Genomic DNA, 24980 nt, shown 5'->3' with positions numbered 1-24980 from the left:
GAGGCATTAATGTTATTAGTAATTGATGTGGGAAACACCAATATTGTTCTCGGTGTATACGACAAGACAGAACTTGTGGGTCACTGGCGTATTTCCACAGATCGGGTCCGTACCACCGATGAATATGGCATGCTGATGATGAACTTATTCTTTCACGACCGTAAGGTTGATGTAAAAGATATTAATGCTATCATTATTTCCTCGGTTGTACCACCATTAATGCCTACATTAGAGCGCGTGTGTTTGCGCTACTTTAATGTAAATCCTCTTATTGTAGGTCCAGGTACTAAAACTGGCATCGCTATTAAGTATGATAATCCTCGTGAAGTAGGGGCTGACCGTATTGTAAATGCTGTAGCAGCACATGAGCTTTATAAGGGCGATTTAATTATCATCGATTTTGGTACGGCTACAACTTATTGTGCGGTACAAGGTAATGGCGATTATATGGGCGGGGTTATTACTCCAGGGGTAACAATTTCTGCAGAGGCTTTATTCCAACGGGCGGCCAAATTACCTCGTATCGATGTGAGAGACCCTGGGCAAGTCATTTGCCGGAATACGGTGTCTTCTATGCAATCTGGTATGTTCTACGGTTATGTAGGTCAAGTAGAAGGCCTCGTGTCTCGTATGAAAGCGGAAATGGGAAATCATGTAACTGTAGTGGCTACAGGTGGTTTGGCACAGCTTATTAGCAGTGCTACAGACTGCATTGACCATGTAGAACCTATGCTTACATTAGAAGGCTTACGCCTTATTTACGAAAGAAATAAATAATGCTACTATAATATAGTTACGTATAGGTAACGAAGTAGTGTACATTCGGGTACAGCTTATGCTGTACCTTTTTTATTAAGGGAAATAGAATTATATGAATAATAAACAGTGGCAAATTGGGGCTGTCAAAATTGATGGTCAAGCCATATTAGCGCCTATGGCAGGGGTTAGCGATATTGCGTATCGACTACTGGCCAAAGAACAAGGTGCAGCCTTGGTATGTACCGAAATGGTCAGTGCTATGGGTATTAAATATAAGAATGAACGTACTCATGAATTATTGCGCATTGAAGAGGCAGAACGTCCTGTATCCATGCAAATTTTTGGCTCTAATCCAGAAGCAATCGCTTTGGGGGCTAAGGTTGTGGCCGATGCGGGTGCCGATATTGTAGATATAAACATGGGCTGTCCTGTAAAAAAGGTAGTTACCTCTGGCGATGGTTCGGCACTTATGAAAAATCCTGATCTAGCGGCGCGTGTTGCAGAAGCCGCTGTTGAGGCTGTTGATGTACCTGTTACTGTAAAAATGCGTATCGGTTGGGATAGTGACTCTATTAATGTTGTGGATTTTGCAAAACGCATTGAGTCTACAGGTGTGGCTGCTATAGCCGTACATGGGCGTACAAAGGAGCAAATGTATAGTGGACATGCGGACTGGTTTTATATTAAGGCTGTGAAAGAAGCGGTATCTGTACCCGTACTTGGCAATGGTGATATTGTGAATCCTGAAGATGCTAAGCAAATGCTTGATGAAACCGGTTGTGATGCTGTAATGGTAGGCCGTGGTGCACAGGGGAATCCTTGGATCTTTGGTCGTATTCATCATTATTTAGCCACTGGTGAAGTATTGCCGGCTCCGACCGATATAGAGCGTCTAGATATGTTATTAAAGCATTTTGACTTGTTATGCCAATACAAAGGTGAAAGTATGGCCGTTAAGGAGATACGCACTCATGCGGGCTGGTATATGAAGGGACTTCCGGAATCTGCATATTGGCGCAATCGAGTGAATACAATTCATACTGTAACGAGCTTTCACAATGAGCTAGAATCATATCGCAAAATACTGTCCGAAGGGTAGTCAGATTGACAAATAAATAGTATTTTTATATAATGATTGAGATAATTTAGAAACAAGAGATAAGGTGTCATCTTATTATGACACTTTTTCTTATTATTTATATGTAGAAAGAGTGGGGTACCCATGGCAGACGTAAAAGAAACATTACTCACCGCCGAAGGTTTAAAGAAGTTAGAAGAAGAATTAGCGTACTATAAATCTGTACGCCGTATTGAAGTATCTGAACGTATTAAAACTGCTATTGAATATGGCGATATCAGTGAAAACTCTGAATATGATGATGCAAAAAATGAACAAGCTTTTATTGAAGGTCATATTGTAGAGTTAGAGAATAAGATTAACACTGCGAAGATCATCGATGAATCTGTAAAAGGTGACGTTGTATCTGTAGGTAGTAAAGTTACTGTACTTGACACTATGTACAACGATGAATTGGAATATGTTATCGTTGGTTCCTCTGAAGCGGATCCATTTAACAATCGTATCTCTAATGAATCTCCTGTAGGTAAAGCTATTTTGGGAAAACGTAAGGGCGATGAAGTAGAGGTTTCCACACCAGATGGTCCTGTAACATTCAAAGTGTTAGCAATCCAATAATTTACAATTACCGACAAAGAGGCGATAACATGAGTGAAGAAATTAAAAATATACAAGAAGAGCTGAATGAGCAAATGCAAATTCGCCGCGATAAATTAGCCGAATATGAAGCTGATGGTATTTACCCATTCGGCCAACGTTTTGTCGTAAAAGATTACGCAAAAGATATTAAAGAAGACTTCTTCTTGAAATATGATGGTCAGCCTGTAGTTATTGCAGGTCGTTTGATGACAATCCGTTCCCATGGTAAAACGGCATTTGCGAATATTCGTGATAAATCTGGTGATATTCAAGTATACTTCCGTAAAGATGTTTTGGGCGAAGAGGCTTATAAATACGTTAAAATGCTTGATATAGGTGATATCATCGGCGTAGAAGGTCACGTATTTAAAACTCATACAGGTGAAGTTACCATTAAAGTTAACAAATTAACATTGTTATCTAAGTCTTTACGTCCATTACCAGAAAAATGGCATGGATTAAAGGATACAGAACTTCGTTACCGTCAACGTTATGTTGATTTGATTGTAAATCCTGAAGTACGTGATACATTTGTAAAACGCTCTCAAATCGTTGCTAAAATTCGTGAATACATGATGCGTGATGGCTTCATGGAAGTGGAAACACCGATGATGCATGCTATCCCTGGTGGTGCTGCTGCACGTCCATTCATCACTCACCATAATGCGCTTGATATCGATATTTATATGCGTATTGCACCAGAATTGTACCTCAAACGTTTAATCGTTGGTGGTATGGACCGCGTGTTCGAAATGAACCGTTGCTTCCGTAACGAAGGTATCGATAATCGTCATAATCCAGAGTTTACTACTATCGAATCGTACCAAGCCTATGGCGATGTAGAGGATGCCATTCGCTTAACAGAAAATCTTGTGTCCTACTGTGCTCAAGAAGTACTTGGTACACAAGAAATTACATACCAAGGTACAGAAATTAATTTGACTCCTCCTTGGAATCGTATCACAATGGCTGAAGGTGTAAAAAAATACACTGGTGAAGATTTTGATGCAGTCACAACTATAGAAGAAGCTCGTGCTATTGCTGATCGCTTAAATGTAGAATACACAGAAAATGATGGTATTGGTAAAATCTTAAATCTTTGCTTCGAAGATTATGTAGAAGAAAACTTGATTCAGCCAACTATCGTATATGGTCATCCTAAAGAGATTTCTCCACTTGCTAAAGCAAGTCGTGAAAATCCATTGGCTACAGAACGTTTTGAAGCTTTCATCTATGGTCGTGAATTGGCAAATGGCTTCTCCGAGTTAAATGATCCAATCGACCAAAAACAACGTTTCTTGGATCAATTAAAAGAACGTGAAGCGGGCGATGATGAAGCTCACCGCATGGATGAAGACTTCGTTACAGCTCTTGAATACGGTTTACCTCCAACAGCTGGTCTTGGTGTTGGTATCGACCGTCTTGTTATGTTCTTAACAGACTCTGCATCTATTCGAGATGTATTATTGTTCCCATTGATGAAACCAGAAGCTCCTAAGCATTTTGAAGCTGAAGAAGATTAATTCTAAAGCTCACTACCGTGTATGGTGGTGAGCTTTTTGCTGTTTAGCATACAAAAAAAATCGATATAAAGCCCGTATCAAACACTTTGATACGGGCTTTTATCAACTCTTATAATGTTGATTAATAAATATATGAAGTGTGATTAGATATACAATATAAAAATGGTGTACGGATTATCTATGATTACATTATGATATACATAAAAAATTTTGATTTACTTTGTGATGAAATAAAAGAACATGGATATATAGTATTTATCGTTGATTTTCCAATATTATAGAGATATATGTGATTAAATTTACACATACCTGTAATAGTATAGATTATACATTTAAATCATGCACAATGTATAATTATGATATATGTGTATAATTAAACACTTTTAAATGAAAAATTCAGATGTTAAGATAGAAATATAGATACGTGAATTACCTTTAAAACAAGGAGGTGTATTTAGTAAAGGTGAATTCATTAATAAATTTTATAAATCAACCCTATGTGTAAGTTATATTCTTTAAATTATCGTTGTTAACATAATTTAGGAGGAAACACATCATGAAACATTTAAAAATTGCTTTCTCTCATAAGGCGCAATTCTACTTCGGTTCTATGGAAGGGCGTACAAATGTGGAGCTTAGTCAAACTGATTTTACCGATGTGGGGGCCATCGTCATTAGCGAGTCCGATACAGATGTACTTGAAAATGAGTTGGTACAATCCTTTGGTATACCGGTTTTCTTGGTTGTGTTTGATAAGTCTGTAGATATTTCTCCTTTTATCGGTAAGGTGGAACGTGTTATCGACGGATCAACTACAAATTTTGATTTATATAAACGACAGATTGAAGCGGCTGCTGCAAAATATGAAGCATCTATGTTACCGCCATTCTTCCAGGCCTTGGCAAATTACGTAGAGGACGGTAATTCTCAATTTGACTGCCCGGGGCATCAAGGGGGGCAATTCTTCTGCAAGCATCCTGCAGGACGTGCTTTCTATGATTTCTTCGGAGAAAATGTATTCCGCGCCGATCTTTGTAATGCGGACGTTAAGTTAGGTGATCTTCTGATTCATGAAGGTTCCGCAGTTGAGGCTCAGCAACATGCTGCACAGGTGTATAATGCGGACAAAACATATTTTGTATTGAACGGAACATCATCTTCTAATAAGGTCGTGTTAAATGCATTACTTACTCCTGGGGACATTGTTTTATACGATCGCAATAATCATAAATCGATTTGTCACGGGTCGCTCGTCATGTCCGGCGCAACACCTGTATATCTTGAAACGGCACGTAATCCGTTCGGGTCCATCGGCGGTATCTTAGAACATTGCTTTGATGAAAAATATATTCGCAAGCTGATTGCTGAAAAAGATCCTAAGAAAGCAAAGGCAAAGCGGCCTATCCGGTTGGCGGTTATTCAATTGGGAACGTATGACGGGACCATTTATAATGCGCGTCAGGTAGTCGATAAAATCGGACATCTCTGTGATTATATCTTCTTTGATTCCGCTTGGGTCGGCTATGAACAGTTTATCCCTATGATGAAAGACTGCAGTCCGTTGCTTTTGGAACTTGGTCCTGATGATCCTGGTATCCTGGTATCTCAATCCGTTCATAAGCAGCAGGCGGGCTTCTCACAGACATCTCAGATTCATAAGAAGGATAAGCATATTAAGGGGCAAGACCGCTATGTAAATCATAAACGTTTGAATAATGCGTTTATGATGCATGCCTCTACATCACCGTTCTATCCGTTGTTTGCAGCCCTTGACGTAAATGCAAAAATGCATGAAGGCGAAGCGGGTAAAAAATTATGGATTGAATGTGTGGAAACGGTTATCGAAGCTCGTAAAGCCGTATTGAAACACTGTAAATATCTACGTCCGTTAGTACCACCGGTTGTACATGGTAAAAAGTGGGAAGACGGCGACACAAAGAAAATGGCACAGGATGTGGATTACTTCGCATTTGAACCGGATGCGAAATGGCATTCCTTTAAAGGCTATGGCAAAGGTCAATATTTCATAGATCCTTGTAAATTTCAATTGATTACACCGGGTATTAATGTGGAAACGGGTGAATACGAAGATTTCGGTATTCATGCCAATATTCTTGCAAACTACTTGCGTGAAAACGGAATCATTCCTGAAAAATGTGACTTGAATACCATTCTGTTCTTGATGACACCGGCGGAAACAAAGACGAAGATGGATGATTTAGTGGCGCAACTTGTCCGATTTGAACAATTGATTGAAGCTGATGCACCTATGCAAGATGTATTGCCGTCCATTTATTACAGCCACTTGGATAAATACAAGGGATATCACATTCGTCAGCTATGTCAGGAAATGCATGACTTCTATAAAGACCGGAATGTAAGTATCTTGCAACAACGATTGTTCTTATATGATTACTTCCCGGAATATGTTATGAATCCTCAGGAAGCTAATTTTGAATTCCAGCGCGGCAAAGGTGAACTTGTACCGTTGAGCGAAGCGGAAGGGCGCATCGCTCTTGAAGGTGCGCTTCCTTATCCTCCAGGGGTATTGTGCGTACAACCGGGCGAATGTTGGTCAAAAACTGCTTGTGATTACTTCTTGGCGTTGGAAGAAGGCATCAACAAATTACCTGGATTTGCTCCGGAAATTCAAGGCGTATACATTACGGAACAGCCGGATGGAACGAAGAAAGCATTCGGTTATGTGTTGAAAAAAGAATTTGAAAAATAATTCCTCTGTGTACCGTCGGAGGTTTTCCGGCGGTACAATACACAAGATAAAAGGAGGTAACTATGAGTACAGGCAAAAATAAGATGTCCGTATTGCAGCTTACAATTTTGACCGCTGTAAATATGATGGGCTCAGGTATTATCATGCTGCCTACAAAATTGGCGCAGGTAGGATCATTGTCAATCGTATCATGGCTGATTACAGCTGTAGGTTCCATGTGTTTGGCCTATGCTTTTGCAAAGTGCGGTATGTACAGTCGTAAAGGCGGCGGTATGGGCGGTTATGCCGAATATTCCTTTGGCAAGGCGGGGAACTTCATGGCGAATTATACGTATGGCGTGTCTCTTTTAATCGCCAATATTGCTATCGCTATTTCAGCCGTAGGCTATGCGGCGACCTTTGCAGATGTTACGTTGACTCCGTTGTTGACCGGTATTTATACGATTGTCACATTGTGGTTGGCGACGACGTTGAATTTCGGTGGTGCCAGCATCACGGGACGTGTATCCAGCTTTACGGTATGGGGTGTTATTGCACCGGTTATCGTAATCAGTACAGTCGGTTGGGCTTATTTCTCAACAGATATGTATGTGGCGAACTGGAATGTTAATAATATGCCGTTCGGCGAAGCGGCAACTAATTCCATCGCTATGACTTTATGGGCATTTCTTGGCCTTGAGTCCGCCTGTGCAAATGCGGATGCCGTAGATAATCCTGAAAAGAATGTACCGAAAGCAGTTCTCGGTGGTACATTAGGGGTTGCAGTTATTTATATCGTATCCACCAATATGATCTTTGGTATTGTTCCTGCAAATGAACTCGTTAACAGTAATGCACCGTTTGGTTTGGCCTTTGCATCCATGTTTAACGGTGTAGCCGGTAAAATCGTTATGGGTCTTATGGTTATGTCGTGTTTCGGATCTTTACTCGGATGGCAGTTTACCATTGCCAATGTATTTAAAGGTGCTGCGGACGAAGGATATTTCCCTAAATTATTCAGCAAGATTACATCTAAAGATGCACCTGTAGTTGGTATGGTAACGATTACAATCATTCAATCCTTCCTCAGCTTGATGACAATCAGTCCATCTTTGAGTGAACAGTTTGAAACGCTCGTTAATTTAGCGGTTGTAACGAATATCATTCCATACCTCTTGTCGATGGGGGCTATCATCGTGTTGATGAAAGCTACGGGCCGCAGTGGCGGCGAATTGAAGGGGACAACCTTTATCGCTTTCATTGGCTCCATTTATAGCTTATATGCGCTATATGCATCCGGTCTTGAAGCAATGACATATGGTGCCATTGTAACCTTTGCGGGCTGGACCTTGTACGGCTTTGTATCGGACCGATTTGATTTGGAACGAAATCTCGGGAAATAGTCTTTATACGATGCGCCTCCTGAGGGAGGCGCATTGTTAGGATGTTTATTTATTATTTATTATTTATTATTTATTATTGACAGTATATAAAAATAATTTTATACTTAAACTAAGACATATTTGTTCGGTACATATTTTATACAATTGATATATATAATTTCATAGTAAGACTATACCTTGTATACCCTTGACATGATGGGTCAAGGCTTTCTAGCGGGAACCGATATTCACGACTACAAGAGCTATTTTGTGATGCTCTTGTAGTCGTTTTTATTTATTTTCTTCTCTTTAAGTTAGGAGGTAAGTAAGATGAATTCGATGTCGAATGAGAGTGTGAGACACGGACAGGACCGGTGCTGGCTTGATAAATTTTTCAAGCTGTCTCAGCATGGTACGAATGTGCGTACCGAGATTTTTGCGGGCATAACTATGTTCATCGCTTCCGTATATATTTTAGCGGTTATACCGAATTTGCTGGTTGCATCCGGTATGCCTCATGAAAGTACGGTTGCGGCAGTTATTTTGACGACCGCATTTACGACAATTTTAATCGGTTTAGTAGCGAACGTTCCGGTTATCGTCGCTCCGGGACTAGGACTTAGCGCATTCTTCGCCTATACCATATGCGGATCGATGGGACTGACCTGGCAGACCGCACTAGGTGCCGTATTTATTTCCGGTGCTGTCTTTATTGTTTTGACAATAACGCGTATTTTGAATCTTATCATCGACGGTATTCCCAAGGTACTTAAAACATCTATTGGTGTCGGTATAGGTCTCTTTATTGCTTTTATCGGATTTAAAAATGCTCATATTATCGTAGCGGATAAGGCCACATTCGTAACACTTGGCAATATGCAGGATCCTGCGGTATTGTTGACATTGGCCGGTTTGCTCATCACCAGTGTGCTCTTAGCCAAGCAGGTGAGGGGCGGTTTGTTGTTGGGTATGATTATCACGACTGTTGCGGCCATGATTTTCGGTTATACAAAGGTCCCTGAAACTAGTGCGGATATTTTCAACTTGGTGCCGCCATTTCCTGTGGATACATTTGCTCAATTGGATGTGATGAGTGCTATTAAATATGGATTTTTGTCTATTATTTTCTCTATTACAATTGTAGATATGTTTGATAACATCGGTACGCTTATCGGTGTCACGCGAAAAGCGAATCTCGTTGATGCGGACGGTAAATTTAAACGGTTAAATCATGCATTACTATGTACATCTATAGGTGCCGCGGCCGGTGCAATCATCGGTACGTCTACGGTAACTTCCTATATTGAAAGTGCGGCCGCTGTTGCCGATGGTGGACGTACGGGTCTTACGGCATGCGTAACGGGTATATTATATTTAATCGCTCTGTTTTTTGCGCCATTATTCTTATTGGTACCTGCTCAAGCAACAGCTCCGGTACTCGTTATCGTAGGTGTATTTATGATGAGTGAAGTGACGCATATCGACTTCGGTGATTTTACGGAAGCGTTGCCTGCATTTTTAACGATTCTTCTTATGCCGCTTACCTTCAGTATTGCGCAAGGTTTATCCTTCGGTTTTATCTCTTATACATTGGTGAAACTTATTACAGGACGTCGTAAGGAAATCCATCCTGTTATGTATGTAATGACCATTGCTTTCATCATACATTTTGCTATATAAGCTGTGAGAGTCGGGATTGTTATATGTGTTTTTATTGTTGAGAGAGTAGCATCGAGCAATTATAGTTCATTGTAGTTGACGTACGTATATTACGGTTAAGCGGTATTGTTGAAAAGAGGAGATTATTCGATGAATTCCGTTTATATAGTAAAAGGTAATATTATTTATACATCACGACCAGCGGAGTTTGCAGTGATTCCAAACGGCTATATGATTGTGCGTGACGGTCGTATCGCATATTGTGGTGAAAGTATTCCCTCCGAATTTGAGTCGTATCCGGTTGAGGACTACGGGGATAATTTAATTATTCCCGGATTTGTCGATACCCATGCTCATGCGCCTCAATTTTGCAATCGAGGCCTTGGCATGGATAAAGAATTGCTGCCTTGGCTTGAAACGTATACATTTCCGGAGGAGGCGAAGTTTTCGGATTTAGACTACGCAAAGACGGTATATAGCGCTTTTGTTAACGAATTATGGCGTTACGGTACAACGCGCAGTATTTTATTTGGCACTATTCATAAAGAAAGCACATTGCTATTGATGAGGTTGCTTTCAGAAGCCGGCCTATCCGCTTTTGTAGGCAAGGTTAATATGGATCGGAACAGTCCCGATTATCTGATTGAGGATACGGACCAGTCCTTACATGATACGAGAGTATGGCTTGAAGAGGCTCGACAGTTTGGACCGCTCGTACGACCTATTGTAACCCCTCGCTTTGTGCCATCCTGTACGAGCCGCCTGATGAGTGGTCTCGGAGATTTAGCGGTGGAGTATAATGTGCCAATTCAATCGCATTTATCTGAAAATCATGGTGAGATTGAATGGGTTCATTCACTTCATCCGGATTCCTCCAGTTATACGGATGTATACTGTGAACATCGTCTGATGGGTACAGTGCCGACGGTCATGGCTCATTGTATTCATCTGAGCGATGAAGAAATGGAGCGGATGCATGAAACGAAGACGATGGTGGCACACTGTCCGTATTCTAACGTGAATTTGTCCAGCGGCATTGCACCTATACGAAAATTATTGAATCATGGTATTTCCATTGCACTGGGATCAGACATTTCAGGAGGCCATGACATCAGTATGGCTAAGGTTTTGACCGAAGCCGTGGGTTTGTCAAAGATGAAGTGGGCCGAGGTGGATGCCAGCTATGCATCGCTTACATTACCGGAAGCTTTCTATATGGCGACTAAGGGAGGCGGACAATTCTTTGGTGACGTAGGTAGCTTTGAAACCGGCTATGAATTTGATGCTCTTGTTATCGATGATCATGAATTGTTTGATCCGAATGAACGGAGTATAGAGGAACGTCTGGAACGGTGGCTATATATAGGTGATGATCGCCATATTGTTGGGAGATATGTAGCCGGTAAATTGTTAGATGAGCCTCCGATGGCTATGTAGCTATCATATAATAGAATAAAAGTTCATATGTTAGTGATTATTGAAGGTCCACCGTGCATAAGGTATACGGTGGACTTTTTGTAATACATTTTATACACTTCGATGATTAGTGTATAATAAAGATGTATATAAGTCAGAAAGGAGTGTGCTCAATGGATATATTAGGGGCAAGGCGCTCCATTGAACAGAAACTGCTGATGCAATCCGTAGGGCTTATGGCTTTGGTGGCTGTGAGCGGTACGATAATGGGGATTGTAACGGGATCTAGTGCAGTGTTGTTAGATGGGGTATTCTCCTTCGTTGATGTTGTTATTAAGATTATGATGCTTATGACAGCTAAGTTAGTTGCTAGAGAAACGAGTAAGCGATTCCAATTCGGTTTTTGGCAATTTGAACCTCTGGTGCTCGCCGTGGAGGGCTTTTTTATTCTTCTCATAGTAATTTATGCCTTATCTAGTGGGATTACAGATCTTTTGTCTGGTGGACGTCACGTAGACTTCGGGCCAGCTATTTTCTATGCTATATTCTTTACTGTTGCGGATACTGCTTACTATCTTTATGTACGTCGTATTAATAAAAGTTTGCAGTCTAACTTGATTAAATTTGATAATGTAAGCTGGTATGTCGATGCTTTGTTAGAAGCGGCTATCTTGATTAGTTTCGTTGTAGCTACTATGCTAGAAAGTACTGAATATGCTAGATGGGCTACTTATATTGACCCTATTGTATTAATTATTTTAGCGGTACAGATGATACCCTCTGCATTTCGTATCATTGTGCCATCCATGAAACAAATATTAGGATGGGCACCAACTTCATTGCATAATGAAGTGCAAGAAATTATGGATCGATTTATGGAAAAGTATAATTTTAAAGATTATGTGACGAGCGTGCAAGTATATGGCAATACTCGAATCATTGAAATTGATATTTTAGTTCCTAAAAGTTTTCCATATCAAACCATTGCTGAAATTGATGCTATTCGCAATGAAATTGACCAAGAAATCGGCGGTAACCCAACGGAAAAATGGGTGACCATTTCTTTTACAGGCACGCGTAAATGGATGGCAAAAGATTATTTGCTAGATGAAGAAGAGGATGAATAATATAAAATATTGGTGAGAAGTCTAGTATATAGCACATAATTTAATGATAAATACACCAATATATGGTATACTTAAACGTATTGAATATATTGTGCGTAACATAGTTGGAAAATGAGGTTTATAGTATGTTAGATTTAAAATTTGTCCGTGAAAATATTGATTTAGTGCAACAAAATTTAGATAATCGTCATACAAAAGGCGATCTGAAAACCTTTGTATCCGCTTATGATGAACGTCGTCAATTGATCGGTCGAGTAGAAGAATTAAAAGCGCTTCGCAATTCTGTAACAGAAGAAATTAGCAAATTAAAACGCAACAAAGAAAATGCTGATGAAAAAATCGCAGAAATGAAAAAAGTAGGCGATGAGATTGCTGAGTTTGATAACCGTATTCGCGAAGTGGAAACAAAATTGCGCGATGCGGCATTGATGTTGCCAAATATGTGTGATGCATCTGTTCCTGTAGGGGCCGATGAAGATGAAAATGTGGAGCAACGCAAATGGGGCGAACCACGTCAATTTAATTTTGATGTACAGGCTCATTGGGATTTAGGTGAAAGCCTCGATATCCTTGATTTCAATCGTGCAGGCAAAATGAGTGGAGCTCGCTTTACTGTGTATAAGGGGTTAGGGGCTCGTTTGGAACGCGCTCTTATCAACTTCATGGTGGATCTTCATGTAGATAAACATGGCTATACTGAAATGATGACTCCATATATGGTAACACGTGAAACTTTGACGGGCACTGGGCAATTGCCTAAATTTGCTGAAGATATGTACCATGTAGAGGGAACGGAATATTTCTTGATTCCAACTGCTGAGGTTACATTGACTAATTATCACGGTGGTGAAATTTTGAGCGAAGAGGAATTGCCTAAATACTATACTGCATTCACCGCATGTTTCCGTGCTGAAGCGGGTTCCGCGGGGCGTGATACTCGTGGCCTTATTCGACAACATCAATTTAACAAAGTTGAAATGGTTAAATTAGCTAAACCAGAAGATTCTTTCAAAGAATTAGAAACATTAACAGATAATGCAGAAGAAGTATTGCGCTTATTAGAATTACCGTTCCGTGTTATCACTCTGTGCACAGGTGATATGGGCTTTGGTTCTGCTAAAACCTATGATGTAGAGGTGTGGATGCCTGCACAAGGCAAGTATAGAGAAATTTCCTCTTGCTCTAATATGACTGATTTCCAAGCTCGTCGTGCTAATATTAAATTCCGTCGTGGACCTAAGGGTAAACCGGAATTTGTTCATACATTAAATGGATCTGGCCTTGCAGTAGGGCGTACAGTAGCTGCTATCTTGGAAAACTATCAACAAGCCGATGGGTCCGTTGTAATTCCAAAAGTTCTCGTGCCATACATGGGTGGCGTTGAAGTGATTTCACCGGCTAAATAAGAGGGGGCATTTTATGAGATTCTTTATTGATACAGCAGAATTTGATGAGATTAAAGAGGCCTATGATTTTGGTTTTATTGATGGCGTAACTACAAACCCATCGCTTATCGTGAAAGCTAAACGCGATTTGAAACAAGTTATTTCTGAAATTGTAAACCTTGTTGATGGACCTGTTAGCGCAGAGGTTATTTCCTCTGATGCTGAAGGCATGGTGGCGGAAGCACATGACCTTGTGAAATTAGGCTCTAATGTGGTTATTAAAGTTCCTATGACTCCAGAAGGTCTTAAAGCCGTTGCTATTTTGAGCAAAGAAGGCATTAAAACGAATGTGACTTTGATTTTTTCTGCAAACCAAGCCTTATTAGCTGCTCGTGCAGGTGCAAGTTATGTGAGTCCATTTGTGGGTCGTATTGATGATATCAGCATGGATGGTCTTACATTGATTCAAGATATTACAGATATTTTCGCTATTCATGAAATTGAAACTGAAATTATTGCTGCAAGTGTGAGAACTCCGCTGCATATTATTCAATGTGCTAAAGCAGGTGCTCATATTGCAACTGTTCCATTTAAAGTACTCATGCAAGCTATGAAACATCCGTTGACTGATGCAGGACTTGCAAAATTTATGGAAGATTGGAAACAAGCTAATCAATAAGTTAGAGACTCTAGGTAAGAGTCATATCAATACATAGAGGACTTATAAGGAGGCCCATTATGGATCGTACATTATCTTTGGAATTTGCTCGTGTCGTTGAAGCCGCAGCTTTGCGTAGCGGTCGTTTGCTTGGCCGTGGGCAAAAGGATGCAGCCGATGGTCTTGCTGTAGATGCTATGCGTCAAGCGTTTGATTCTGTTCGCATTTCTGGTACTGTGGTTATCGGAGAAGGCGAAATTGATGAAGCTCCTATGCTTTATATCGGAGAACACGTAGGTGCTGGCGGACCAGAAGTAGATATCGCTGTTGATCCTATTGAAGGGACAAACTTGATTGCTAAAGGTCAAAATGGTGCTATTGCAGTTATGGCGATTGCAGAAAAAGGTGGCTTGTTACATGCACCGGATATGTACATGGAGAAACTTTGTGTTGGTCCTCGAGGTGCAGGTGCTATCGATATTACGAAATCTTTGACCGAAAATATCAAAAATGTAGCGGCTAAAATGGAACGTAATGTAGATGAAATCACGTTGGTTATGCTTGATCGTGAGCGTCATCAAGGCTTGATGAAAGAGGCTCGTGAAGTAGGGGCTCGTATTATGCTCATTTCTGATGGTGATGTTAATCCAGCTATGGAATGTTGTATCGAAGGTTCTGGGGTGCACATGGTTGTAGGTACTGGTGGTGCACCTGAAGGTGTATTAGCGGCTGCAGCCTTAAAATGTGTAGGCGGCGATATGCAAGCTCGCTTAAAACCAGAAACGGAAGAAGAAATTCGTCGTTGCCATGAAATGGGCATTGCCGATGTAAACCAAGTGCTCACATTAAATGATTTAGTTCGTACTGATGATGTTATTTTTGCGGCTACTGCCATTACACGTGGTAACTTATTAAATCCAATTCAATATTTCCCAGGTGGTGCGCGTACACATACTATTGTGATGCGGTCTAAAACTGGTACGGTTCGTTTCCTTGATACAGTGCATATGGATCATAAACTTAAAACATTAAAAGCTAAATAAGAATAAAGCCCTGAAATATACTCAAAAATTTGGCACAAATTTTTGAGATATATTCAGGGCTTTTTTTTCTTTGTATTTTCTCTCATTCTCTTGATGAGATATATCGAAAAATAGTATAATAACATTTAGTATATGACGTTATAAATACAAGGTCTTGTAGCTTATACAAGATGAACGATATAAAGTGTAGGAGGAATTCTGTTGGAAAAGTTAATCATTCAAGGTGGCAATCGATTGGAAGGACGTGTACGTGTTAGTAGTGCTAAAAATGCAGTACTCCCTATTATTGCCGGTACTTTGCTAGCATCAACGCCTAGTAAATTGCTTGAAATTCCAAATTTAGAAGATGTAGGCACGATTTGCCAAGTTATCGAGTCTTTGGGGGTTAAAATCACTCGTAATAATGCAGATGGTGAAATTGTTTTCGATGCTTCTACATTGACTGCTACGGAAGCTCCTTATGAACTTGTGCGTAAAATGCGTGCATCCTTTCTTGTCATGGGTCCACTTTTGGCTCGTAAAGGGGAGGCTAAAATCTCAATGCCTGGTGGATGTGCTATCGGTGCACGTCCCATTGATCTTCATTTAAAAGCATTTGAAGCATTAGGTGCAAAAATTGAAATTACTGAAGATTATGTATATGCTCATGCTCCGGAAGGACTTAAAGGGACTCAAATTTATTTGGATTTCCCAAGTGTGGGGGCTACAGAGAATGTAATTATGGCTGCTTCTATGGCGGAAGGTAAAACCGTTATCGAAAATGCTGCAGAAGAGCCTGAAATTGTTGATTTAGCTACATTCTTAAATGCTATGGGAGCTAATATTCGCGGAGCTGGTACAAATGTGATTCGTATTGAAGGTGTACCTCAATTACACGGTGCTATTCATACAGTTATTCCTGATCGCATTGAAGCTGGTACATATTTAATCGCTGCTGCTATGGCAGGTGGTGATGTATTCGTAGAAAATGCATTGCCAGAACATCTAAAACCAGTAGTGGCTAAATTAAAGGAAGCTGGTGTAACAGTAGAGGAAGAAATCGACGGCATTCGCGTTATCAGTAGTGGTAAAGGCATTAAAGCTGTCGATATTAAAACCTTGCCATACCCTGGATTCCCAACAGATATGCAAGCTCAATTCATGGCTCTTACCACGATTGCGGAAGGCACTAGTACAGTAACAGAAACTGTATTTGAAAATCGTTTTATGCATGTTGCTGAACTTCGTAAAATGGGGGCGCATATTGACATCGATAATCGTCAAGCTATTGTCGAAGGTATGCCAAGCTTACACGGGGCTATAGTGAATGCTACTGACCTGCGTGCTGGAGCGGCGCTGGTATGCGCTGCATTGACTGCGGAAGGTAGAACAGAAGTCGGTCGTTTACATCATATTGACCGAGGTTATGATGATTTTGTAGGTAAATTGCAAAGGTTAGGTGCTGATATTGTTCGGGTTGACGAATAAGAGTACACAGCCAAAACAAAATAAAAAGAAAAGAAGCCGGCGCTCTAAAGGGCCGGCTTTATACAACGAGCAACAGAACTTAGGTGCTGCAAAGGTTGAAAATTCGAAAGTGAGTACTACACGCAAACCATTGAGAAGGACAAAACGTAAGTCTACTAAGCTTTCAAATGGCGTGGCAAAGCAAGCTAATCATTTGGCCTCCAATATGCGTGAGACCATGATTAAAGTTACAAAAATGCGCCGTGCTGAACGACGTAGTCGTGAGACTGTAGCGATTGCTAAAACAACACCAGCCATGACATTAAAACGTTTAGTTCGACCTGAGCAAGTCGGAGATTTTATGAGTCGTTTAAATCGATCCTTAAACTTCGATTTGGGAATTGATTTAGGGACTGCAAATATCCTCATTTTTGCGAAGGGTAAAGGCTTGGTATTAGATGAACCTGCGTATATTGCACGGGATGATAAAACCGGTGATATTCTTGCTTTAGGTGAGGCTGCACGTTCTATGGTGGGCCGTACTCCAAAAGGGATTTCCGTCATCCGTCCAGTTCAAGCGGGCGTTATTGCAGATTATGATATGACAGAATTCATGTTGAAGTACTTTATTCGCTCCGTTGTACCTGCTTCTAGATTGATGAAGACGCGTATTATTGTATGTGTTCCGTCGGGCATTACACCAGTTGAAAAACGCGCTATTTTGGAAGCTTTACTCAGAACTGGTGCAAAAAAGACAGTCCTTATTGAAGAACCATTGGCTGCTGCTATGGGGACTGGCCTCAATGATGCTAAGCACGTAGGGGCGATGGTTGTCGATGTTGGCGGTGGCACTACGGATATTGCCGTTCTTTGTGATACGGGTGTAGTTGTAAGTGAATCACTTCGCATCGGTGGAGATTCTTTTAACGAATCTATTATTCGCTATATCCGTCGTAAGAAACGCTTGGTTATTGGTCCGCTAACAGCAGAGAAAATTAAAATTTCTGTAGGGACTGTGGATCGCCGTGCAAAGGAGCGCACGATTGAGGTACGAGGACGAGATTCAAGTTCTGGATTACCAAAGATGGTTGCGGTGAATTCTTTAGAGATTCAACGTGCTCTAGAAGCACAAGTGATGAATGTTTTGGAAGGCGTTAAGTCTATTCTAGAAAAAACTCCACCGGAACTTGTGGCCGCTATCAACGATCATGGCATAATTCTTACTGGTGGTGGCGCGCTCATCGATGGATTAGACCGTGTTATTACACGTTCTATTGGAATCGCGGCATACCTTGTAGAATCTCCAAGATATGCAGTGATTAAAGGTGTTGCAAAGGCTTTAGATGAAATGTCACAGCTTCGTGATACATTAGATGAGTTACAATAATATAGTTACAATAATATACCATGATGATGTAAGCTTAAATTGACGAGGTTATGGTCTACAATTATTCTATTTTTGGTATGGAATATTTTTAGACTGTGACCTCGTTTTTCGTTTATTTTTGAATTTTTCATCTTTATGCTGTATACTATAGTAAAAGTATATTGCGTAAAATTGATGTAATGATATAAGGCCATTATTATGGTTTGTAGCTATAGAGGAATTAAAGATGAAACGATATCTGTATATGACTTTTGCTGTTTTAGGTCTACTGGGTAGTACCGTTCCTCATGCTGAGGCAGGTAATTTAACAGGGGTGCGTGTATCTAATCATGAAGGTACAAGCCGAATTGTTTTAGATGTATCTGAAATGCCTGTATCTTGGACTCAATCCTATAATGAAGAAACACATGCTCTTACATTGAACTTGGGGGGCACTACAAATGGTTTAACTGGCCCCATATCACAAAATGATAAAAAAACGGGAGTTCTTAAAGGCATTGGCTTACAACCGGTTAATGGGGCCTTACGAGTAACATTAACAGCGAATAAGGATGTACAACATCATGAGTTTGCATTAGAAAAGCCTTCGCGTATAGTAGTGGATTTATTTTCTGGCTATGCGCAACAGACTACAAAAGATGTAAATAAATCTGTAACGTATAGCAAAATTAATAACACCGTAGCTGAAGGGAAAATTCAAGCCTTTGCATTGACCGTAGATAATGATTCACCTATGGTGGTGGCGCATGTTCCAGAAGGTAAACCATTATCTTCTGTCACTCAAGCTCATACAGCTATCATTGGAGCAAAGGTAAAAGGGGGCAGTTTTGAACGACCTTACTCAGTGGCGAGTGATGGAGCTATTGATTTAGAGCGTATTTCCAATCGTGGTACGTTACGATATACGCCTAATAGAGGATACTTTATAGAAGAGAAAAAACCTTTGCTTCAAGCTAAAACAAAGAATGAGAGTTTTGTAATCACCTCCGTTGATACGGTTCGTAAAGAGAACGCTTTGACCCTTTATACGTCAACTTATGGTCCTTCTACAAAGACCAATGAATATGGTTATGAAGTGACTGTAGCTAATGGCAAGGTTATTAGTAAACAAAAGGGAAATTCTAAAATTGGGGAAAATCAATACGTATTGTCTGGTCATGGCGAATCTGGAAATGCTTTACGTAAGTTAAAAGTTGGAACACCTATTACAATTCAAAATAGAGAAGAACTAGCTCAAGTTAGCACTACCGGTGGAGCTAGTTTAGAAGTGGGCACTATGGTGATGAAAGGTGGTCGCTATGTAGGAGCTGATGAATCTAATAACAAAGGTCGTAGCTTCATTGGAACTACAAAGGAACATGATTTAGTTGTGCTAACAGTTGATAAATCCGAACTTCAATCTGTAGGTGTGACTCAAAAAGAAGGAGCTCAGTTATTGTCTAAATTAGGTGTTGTTGATGGCGCTGAATTATCAAATCAAGGTAGCATTGATATAGTTATCAATGATGATTATGTACACAAATCTTCTGCACCTATGAGTTATGAAGATATAGTAATTATAAAATAGATTCGTTGCATACAATTTTGTTTGAAATATTACTAATAATTTAGTATACTATAAATACATAACTAATTTTGTAAAAGGAGGGATCGTTATGAAAAGAGTAGCGTTAGCTTTAGCTGCATTAGGCATTTTAAGTGTTAGCTCTGTAATGGCGGCCCCTGTATCATACCAAAGTGTATTAACAGGTAAAGTTGCTTCTACAGTTTCTGTTGGTACTTCTGTAACAGAAGGCCAAACATTGGTGACTGTAGAGACATTGGCTGGTCCTATGGCTGCTGCTAAATCTACTGTAACTGGTACTGTAACGGCGGTTAATGTTACAGTGGGTTCAGACGTTTCTCGTGATCAAATCGTTGTCACTGTAGAAAGTAAATAAAGGAGAGAAGGAATGAAGTTTTCTCATTCTTGGCGTCGGTATAGAAAAGCGATACTGGCGCTTTTCTTCTGTACTTCACTTACAACTGCACAGGCTATTGATTTTATGCCTGTCAATGATGTAACAACAGGTATGGAAGGTATTGCAAAAACTGTAATCGTAGGGGATACTATTTCCACCTTTGATGTAAAGGTACTGGGTGTCATGAAGGATAAGGGACCATCTGGTCATCTTATTTTAGCCAAGTTTTCCGGCCCCGTTATGGATCAAACTGGTGGCATTGCGCATGGTATGAGTGGTAGCCCTGTATATATAAATGGTAAACTCGTTGGGGCTGTTGCTTATGGCTGGGGGTTTGCGGATGGTACGATAGGTATGATTACTCCTATTGAGGATATGGTCAAACTATGGAATATACCATATGAGAAAAACTTATCTAAACCTTGGGATGATACACAATTGATTCCTTTAGGTACTCCACTTATGGCATATGGCTTCGATGCGGCATCAATGGAATACTTTAAATCGAAGTTACCACAATATAAATATGAAACATATGACACCGCAAGTGCTAGTGGTGATGAAATTGCAAAACCTTTAGAAGCTGGTGGCTCAGTAGCGGCTTTGCTAGTTGATGGTGACCTTAAATTGGGCGCTATTGGTACTGTTACTCATGTAGATGGTGAAAAGGTTGTTGCCTTTGGTCATCCATTCTTAAAACATGGTTCTTCTAACTATTTTATGCACAATGCAAGTATCTTTACCGTTGTAAAAAGCTATAATGCTGCCTTTAAGCTTGGCTCTATGGGTAAAGAGATTGGCTCTGTTACCGAAGATAGAGGTGCCGGTATTGCAGGTGTATCAGGCGTGATTTCGCCAGGTATTCCATTGCGATTCCATTTAAAGGATATTGATATGGGCCGTGATAGAACTAGTTCTGTCAAGGTTATTGAAGATGGTGAAATGACACCAACTTTAGCAGCTACAGCCTTATACAATATGTTGAATAAAACATTGGATCGCAGTGGCTCTGGTACGGCTACAATTTCTTATACTATTACGCCAAAAGGGAAAGAACATAAGCCATTAACGCGGACAAATATGTTCTACAGCTCTGATTCTATTAGTGAAAAAGCAGTTGATGAATTTTATAATGTCATTGATGTTCTTATGAACAATCGATTCATCAACTATGAAATTTCGGATATTTCGGTTGAAACAAACGTAACGCAAGATAAGAAAACAGCAAAGCTTATCGATGCTTCTGCTTCGTCTACTGTAGTTTCTCCTGGGGATACTATCGTAGTAGATGTAACATTAGAGCCGTTCCGCGGTGAAAAGGTTATTAAACAAATTTTCTTTAAGGTACCTGAAGATCAAGCTATTGGTAAGTATACCTTAGAGGTGCGTGGCGGTGGCGAGATTCCATTACCATACGTATTGGAAAAACAGAAATATAATTTAACAGATGAAATTTTACGCCGTTTGAAAGTTCATAAAGATTTTGATGAGCTTTATGATGAAATTCAAAAGACAGATACAAATAATCAAATCGTTGTAGAATTTTTGGAAGATGGTATCAGCTTAGTTGATGAAGATGGCTCTCAATCTGTTAAAAAGGCTAAGCTTAAAGATGTGGAATCAAAACCTATGCCAGGGGATGTAAAGAAAAAAACAGGTCAAGAAGATTTGAGTTCTAGTAAGGATGATGAAAAGAAACCTGAAAAGACTGCTGTTGATACTGAGTACATTGTGCAAGGTGATGGTCAATTTACGATTCATGTAATGAAGCCTGCTGATCGGGATAAAGAATTAGCAAAACGTGTCAAAGAAGCGAAACATCAGATTAAGATGGAACGCAAGTTAGAATTGGAAGATCAATCTAAAAAAGATAAAACGGATAAAGCTGAGTCTAAAAAGGATTCTAAAAAAGAGTCGAAAGAAACCAATAAAAAAGATGAGGCTAATGCTGGTGGAACAAATACAGCTGAATAAGTTGAAACTGTAAGGGAAAGGGATAGACTGTTGAGTTGGCTAGAATCGATAGGTCGAGTCGTCATAAACGGCTTATCGCAGATGGGTAGTGCTACATTATTAGTGTGGCAAACAATAAAACAATTAAAAATGATTAATCTGTGGCATGTATTTCAACAGATGGCTCACTTAGGGGTAGACTCCTTGCCTATTATTAGCTTAACTCTACTCTTTGCTGGTGCCGTTATGACCTTACAGATTACAGATGTACTCATTACCTATGGTGCTCAAAGTACAGTAGGTGGCCTTATGGCTGTAGCTATGGGCCGTGAATTGGGTCCTATCTTAGTTGGTGTAGTATTAGCCGGCCGTGTTGGCGCAGCTATCACGGCTGAAATTGGTACAATGAAGGTAACAGAACAAATTGATGCCCTACGTGTTATGGCTGTTGATCCTGTTGGTTACCTCGTGGTACCACGTGTAGTAGCGTGTATGATTATGGTGCCAATTTTGGCATTTTATGGTGTTGTTATCGGTATTGCCGGTGGTTACTTTGTAGCCACTGTTATCAAGGGTTTGGCGCCTAGTACATATTTAGATTCTATTCAAATGTTTTCTACCATTTCAGATTTCACCTTAGGACTTATAAAGTCTAGTGTGTTTGGTGCTGTCATTGCATTGGTAGGTGCTTATAAGGGCATGGAAACTAAAATGGGCGCAGAAGCTGTTGGTTTTTCCACTACTAGTTCTGTAGTAACTAGTATTATTCTAGTATTTGTATTAAATTACTTTTTATCTACATTGTTATTTTAGTGGATATTTTTAGAGGGATTTATGATTGAACTACGCAATGTTGTAGTTGCCTACGAGTCACGTGTGATTTTAGACTCTGTTAATCTCACTATTAATGATGGGGAGACGTTAGTTATATTAGGCGGCAGTGGTAGTGGTAAAAGTACATTACTTCGCTTATTAATAGGTTTACAACGTCCTACATCAGGGCAGATTATCGTAGATGGCACAGATATAACTACATTATCTGAAGATGAATTTAATACGGTACGAAGAAAAATGGGGATGGTATTCCAATATTCAGCTTTGTTTGATTCTATGTCGGTAGGTGAGAACGTAGCTTTTGGTTTGCGTCAACATACGAAGTTAAAGGATGACGAAATCAAACGCATTGTGGCAGAAAGACTTGATTGGGTTGGTTTAAAGGGATATGAGTCCTATATGCCTAATGAGTTATCTGGTGGTATGAAAAAGCGGGTTAGCTTAGCTCGTGCTATAGCACTAGATCCGAGTTTAATTCTTTATGATGAACCTTCATCAGGGTTAGATCCTATTACATCAGGTACGATTAGTATACTAATTAAGGGGATGCAGAATCGGCTTGGTTGTACTTCTATCGTGGTAACACATGATATGCAGTCAGCATTTTATGTTGCTGACCGCATAGCTTTACTCGATCAGGGGCATTTTGTAGAAATTTCTGATACAATAGAATTTAAGAATTCTACAAATAAGAAGGTACAACAATTTATTCATGGTGAAGCAGAGCCGATTAACGAATCTGCGATGGGAGATATATAATGAAGTGGACGACGGAGGCCAAGGTAGGGGCTTTTACAATAATAGGTATAGTTCTATTTATTGCAGGCATACTATTTGTAGGCCGTATCGATATTTGGGCTAAACCGCAAATGACAATTACAGGTGATTTCACTCAAGTAAATGGCCTAAAAAATGGGAATCAGGTTAAATTTTCCGGCGTGGCCATCGGGACTGTTTCTGATATTGAAATTACACCGCGTGGCGTTGTGGTTAAGATGAAACTTGATGAAAAAACGCAGATTCCAAGTGACTCGATCTTTTCCTTGGGGTCAGATGGTTTTTTAGGTGATAAATTTATTCAAATTTCACCAGGACAGTCTAAAGTATATTTACAAGATGGTGACTCCGTTAAAGGTGAAGGCGTTGATGCTGTGGATAAGGCCATGCAGAGTGCACAAAAATTAATGGATGGTACTGAGAAGATGCTACAGTCTATTAATAGTATTATTGGTGATCCTGCAACTCAAAGTGCACTTAAATATTCTTTGCAATCTACAGCTGTGATGGCTGATAATGCGGTAGCTATTACACAAAATATGGCGGATGTAACGGCTCAGCTAAATCAAGCAGCACAACAGTTTAATGCTGATGGTAATGCAGGCAATGATATGCGTGCTATTTTAACTAATTTAAAACAAACTACTGATCGTGTAGATAATATGGCTCGTACCATGGAATCAACTGTAACAGATCCTAAAGCACAAGAAAATATTAAGGAGACTTTACATAATACGGCACAGATTTCAGCTCGCATCAATAAACTGATGGGCGGAAAGGCGTACCAAACGGATGTAAATGGAAATAGTGTAGAGGTTGGTATGACTGAAAAAAAGTCATCTACCAAGATTGAACCATCTGTAGATTTGTTGTATAACACAACGGATAATGAATTCCGTGTCAATGGTAGAGTACGTGCCTTTAATAATAAAGGAATGGCTGAAATTGGCCTTTCTAATATGGGTGATGATACTACTTTTGATCTGAATGCAGGTCGATTTATTAGTTCTAAATGGTTGGTGCGTGGTGGTATTTTTGAAAGTGAATTGGGTCTTGGAGTGGATTATAACCTCCGTGGTCCTGTGTCCTTATCAGCCGCGCTATATGACCTTAATCATCGTAAATATCGTATTCGTAGTGATATACGTTTGCATAAAGATACCTATGGCGTTATTCAAATGACCAGACCGTTCAGTTCTACGAATGGAGGTACCTATTTCGGTATTAAACAAGTATTCTAATG

20 protein-coding genes and 1 riboswitch are annotated in these 24980 nt (G+C 40.0%); all 20 genes read left to right on the top strand.

All coding sequences use genetic code 11. From position 1 onward, the window contains the following. The first annotated feature begins 9 nt into the window (after positions 1-9). The 20 genes from KH286_RS07430 to KH286_RS07335 all read left to right on the top strand — a co-directional run bounded on the left by KH286_RS07430 (position 10) and on the right by KH286_RS07335 (position 24978). Positions 10-777, top strand: a complete 768-nt coding sequence (locus KH286_RS07430) for a type III pantothenate kinase (protein ID WP_004695423.1) — start codon at positions 10-12, stop codon at positions 775-777. Between the two features lie 94 nt (positions 778-871). Continuing rightward, entirely contained in the window at positions 872-1858 is a 987-nt protein-coding gene (gene dusB / locus KH286_RS07425) for a tRNA dihydrouridine synthase DusB (RefSeq protein WP_021147862.1), read from the top strand. A gap of 123 nt (positions 1859-1981) precedes the next feature. After that, positions 1982-2455 (top strand): transcription elongation factor GreA, encoded by a 474-nt coding sequence (gene greA / locus KH286_RS07420; protein ID WP_004695428.1) that lies wholly within the window; start codon positions 1982-1984, stop codon positions 2453-2455. A 29-nt stretch (positions 2456-2484) separates the two neighbouring features. Further along, positions 2485-3999, top strand: a complete 1515-nt coding sequence (gene lysS, locus KH286_RS07415) for a lysine--tRNA ligase (protein ID WP_021147863.1) — start codon at positions 2485-2487, stop codon at positions 3997-3999. Between the two features lie 556 nt (positions 4000-4555). After that, on the top strand, positions 4556-6730 hold the full coding sequence (locus KH286_RS07410) for an ornithine decarboxylase (protein ID WP_021147864.1): 2175 nt from the start codon (positions 4556-4558) through the stop codon (positions 6728-6730). A gap of 62 nt (positions 6731-6792) precedes the next feature. Further along, a complete protein-coding gene (gene potE, locus KH286_RS07405) occupies positions 6793-8112 on the top strand; it encodes a putrescine-ornithine antiporter (protein WP_021147865.1) in 1320 nt (439 codons plus the stop codon). A 157-nt stretch (positions 8113-8269) separates the two neighbouring features. Beyond that, positions 8270-8368, top strand: a riboswitch (purine riboswitch). 53 nt (positions 8369-8421) lie between these two features. Further along, positions 8422-9771 carry an NCS2 family permease gene (locus KH286_RS07400; RefSeq protein WP_024060965.1) on the top strand — a complete coding sequence of 450 codons (1350 nt, stop codon included), beginning with the start codon at positions 8422-8424 and terminating at the stop codon, positions 9769-9771. Between the two features lie 129 nt (positions 9772-9900). Next, the gene (gene guaD, locus KH286_RS07395) at positions 9901-11187 is read left to right on the top strand and encodes a guanine deaminase (RefSeq protein WP_021147867.1); all 1287 of its coding nucleotides are present in this window, start codon (positions 9901-9903) and stop codon (positions 11185-11187) included. Positions 11188-11339: 152 nt separating this feature from the next. Further along, positions 11340-12293 (top strand): cation diffusion facilitator family transporter, encoded by a 954-nt coding sequence (locus KH286_RS07390; protein ID WP_021147868.1) that lies wholly within the window; start codon positions 11340-11342, stop codon positions 12291-12293. 125 nt (positions 12294-12418) lie between these two features. Continuing rightward, positions 12419-13699: a serine--tRNA ligase gene (serS, locus tag KH286_RS07385; RefSeq protein WP_004695438.1), complete on the top strand. Its 1281-nt coding sequence runs from the start codon at positions 12419-12421 to the stop codon at positions 13697-13699. Positions 13700-13712: 13 nt separating this feature from the next. Further along, a complete protein-coding gene (fsa, locus tag KH286_RS07380) occupies positions 13713-14357 on the top strand; it encodes a fructose-6-phosphate aldolase (protein ID WP_058948504.1) in 645 nt (214 codons plus the stop codon). Positions 14358-14416: 59 nt separating this feature from the next. Then, positions 14417-15379, top strand: coding sequence for a class II fructose-bisphosphatase (gene glpX, locus KH286_RS07375; protein WP_004695442.1), 963 nt, complete (start codon positions 14417-14419; stop codon positions 15377-15379). A gap of 201 nt (positions 15380-15580) precedes the next feature. Further along, on the top strand, positions 15581-16846 hold the full coding sequence (gene murA, locus KH286_RS07370) for a UDP-N-acetylglucosamine 1-carboxyvinyltransferase (RefSeq protein WP_004695444.1): 1266 nt from the start codon (positions 15581-15583) through the stop codon (positions 16844-16846). Further along, positions 16827-18212: a rod shape-determining protein gene (locus KH286_RS07365; RefSeq protein ID WP_012864056.1), complete on the top strand. Its 1386-nt coding sequence runs from the start codon at positions 16827-16829 to the stop codon at positions 18210-18212. The genes murA and KH286_RS07365 overlap by 20 nt, the downstream gene beginning before the upstream one ends. A 226-nt stretch (positions 18213-18438) precedes the next feature. Next, positions 18439-19779, top strand: coding sequence for a phosphodiester glycosidase family protein (locus KH286_RS07360; protein WP_058948505.1), 1341 nt, complete (start codon positions 18439-18441; stop codon positions 19777-19779). 88 nt (positions 19780-19867) lie between these two features. After that, positions 19868-20152 (top strand): biotin/lipoyl-containing protein, encoded by a 285-nt coding sequence (locus KH286_RS07355; RefSeq protein WP_058948506.1) that lies wholly within the window; start codon positions 19868-19870, stop codon positions 20150-20152. Between the two features lie 12 nt (positions 20153-20164). Further along, entirely contained in the window at positions 20165-22147 is a 1983-nt protein-coding gene (locus KH286_RS07350) for a SpoIVB peptidase S55 domain-containing protein (protein WP_004695451.1), read from the top strand. A 30-nt stretch (positions 22148-22177) separates the two neighbouring features. Further along, on the top strand, positions 22178-22939 hold the full coding sequence (locus KH286_RS07345; RefSeq protein ID WP_004695453.1) for an MlaE family ABC transporter permease: 762 nt from the start codon (positions 22178-22180) through the stop codon (positions 22937-22939). 21 nt (positions 22940-22960) lie between these two features. Next, positions 22961-23719 (top strand): ABC transporter ATP-binding protein, encoded by a 759-nt coding sequence (locus KH286_RS07340; protein ID WP_024061016.1) that lies wholly within the window; start codon positions 22961-22963, stop codon positions 23717-23719. Further along, positions 23719-24978, top strand: coding sequence for an MlaD family protein (locus KH286_RS07335; protein WP_024061015.1), 1260 nt, complete (start codon positions 23719-23721; stop codon positions 24976-24978). The genes KH286_RS07340 and KH286_RS07335 overlap by 1 nt, the downstream gene beginning before the upstream one ends. The last annotated feature ends 2 nt before the right edge of the window (positions 24979-24980 follow it).

Source organism: Veillonella parvula (assembly GCF_018378075.1).
Taxonomy (GTDB): Bacteria; Bacillota; Negativicutes; order Veillonellales; family Veillonellaceae; genus Veillonella; species Veillonella parvula_K.
This window is presented reverse-complemented; position numbering and strand designations above follow the sequence as displayed.

What these genes read in the sequence shown, in the direction of transcription:
- KH286_RS07350 (WP_004695451.1), top strand. Translation starts at nt 20,165, where the DNA reads ATGAAGTTTTCTCATTCTTGGCGTCGGTATAGAAAAGCGATACTGGCG.
- greA (WP_004695428.1), top strand. Translation starts at nt 1,982, where the DNA reads ATGGCAGACGTAAAAGAAACATTACTCACCGCCGAAGGTTTAAAGAAG.
- glpX (WP_004695442.1), top strand. Translation starts at nt 14,417, where the DNA reads ATGGATCGTACATTATCTTTGGAATTTGCTCGTGTCGTTGAAGCCGCA.
- KH286_RS07355 (WP_058948506.1), top strand. Translation starts at nt 19,868, where the DNA reads ATGAAAAGAGTAGCGTTAGCTTTAGCTGCATTAGGCATTTTAAGTGTT.
- KH286_RS07335 (WP_024061015.1), top strand. Translation starts at nt 23,719, where the DNA reads ATGAAGTGGACGACGGAGGCCAAGGTAGGGGCTTTTACAATAATAGGT.
- KH286_RS07410 (WP_021147864.1), top strand. Translation starts at nt 4,556, where the DNA reads ATGAAACATTTAAAAATTGCTTTCTCTCATAAGGCGCAATTCTACTTC.
- fsa (WP_058948504.1), top strand. Translation starts at nt 13,713, where the DNA reads ATGAGATTCTTTATTGATACAGCAGAATTTGATGAGATTAAAGAGGCC.
- KH286_RS07340 (WP_024061016.1), top strand. Translation starts at nt 22,961, where the DNA reads ATGATTGAACTACGCAATGTTGTAGTTGCCTACGAGTCACGTGTGATT.
- potE (WP_021147865.1), top strand. Translation starts at nt 6,793, where the DNA reads ATGAGTACAGGCAAAAATAAGATGTCCGTATTGCAGCTTACAATTTTG.
- KH286_RS07390 (WP_021147868.1), top strand. Translation starts at nt 11,340, where the DNA reads ATGGATATATTAGGGGCAAGGCGCTCCATTGAACAGAAACTGCTGATG.
- dusB (WP_021147862.1), top strand. Translation starts at nt 872, where the DNA reads ATGAATAATAAACAGTGGCAAATTGGGGCTGTCAAAATTGATGGTCAA.
- serS (WP_004695438.1), top strand. Translation starts at nt 12,419, where the DNA reads ATGTTAGATTTAAAATTTGTCCGTGAAAATATTGATTTAGTGCAACAA.
- KH286_RS07430 (WP_004695423.1), top strand. Translation starts at nt 10, where the DNA reads ATGTTATTAGTAATTGATGTGGGAAACACCAATATTGTTCTCGGTGTA.
- lysS (WP_021147863.1), top strand. Translation starts at nt 2,485, where the DNA reads ATGAGTGAAGAAATTAAAAATATACAAGAAGAGCTGAATGAGCAAATG.
- KH286_RS07360 (WP_058948505.1), top strand. Translation starts at nt 18,439, where the DNA reads ATGAAACGATATCTGTATATGACTTTTGCTGTTTTAGGTCTACTGGGT.
- guaD (WP_021147867.1), top strand. Translation starts at nt 9,901, where the DNA reads ATGAATTCCGTTTATATAGTAAAAGGTAATATTATTTATACATCACGA.
- KH286_RS07400 (WP_024060965.1), top strand. Translation starts at nt 8,422, where the DNA reads ATGAATTCGATGTCGAATGAGAGTGTGAGACACGGACAGGACCGGTGC.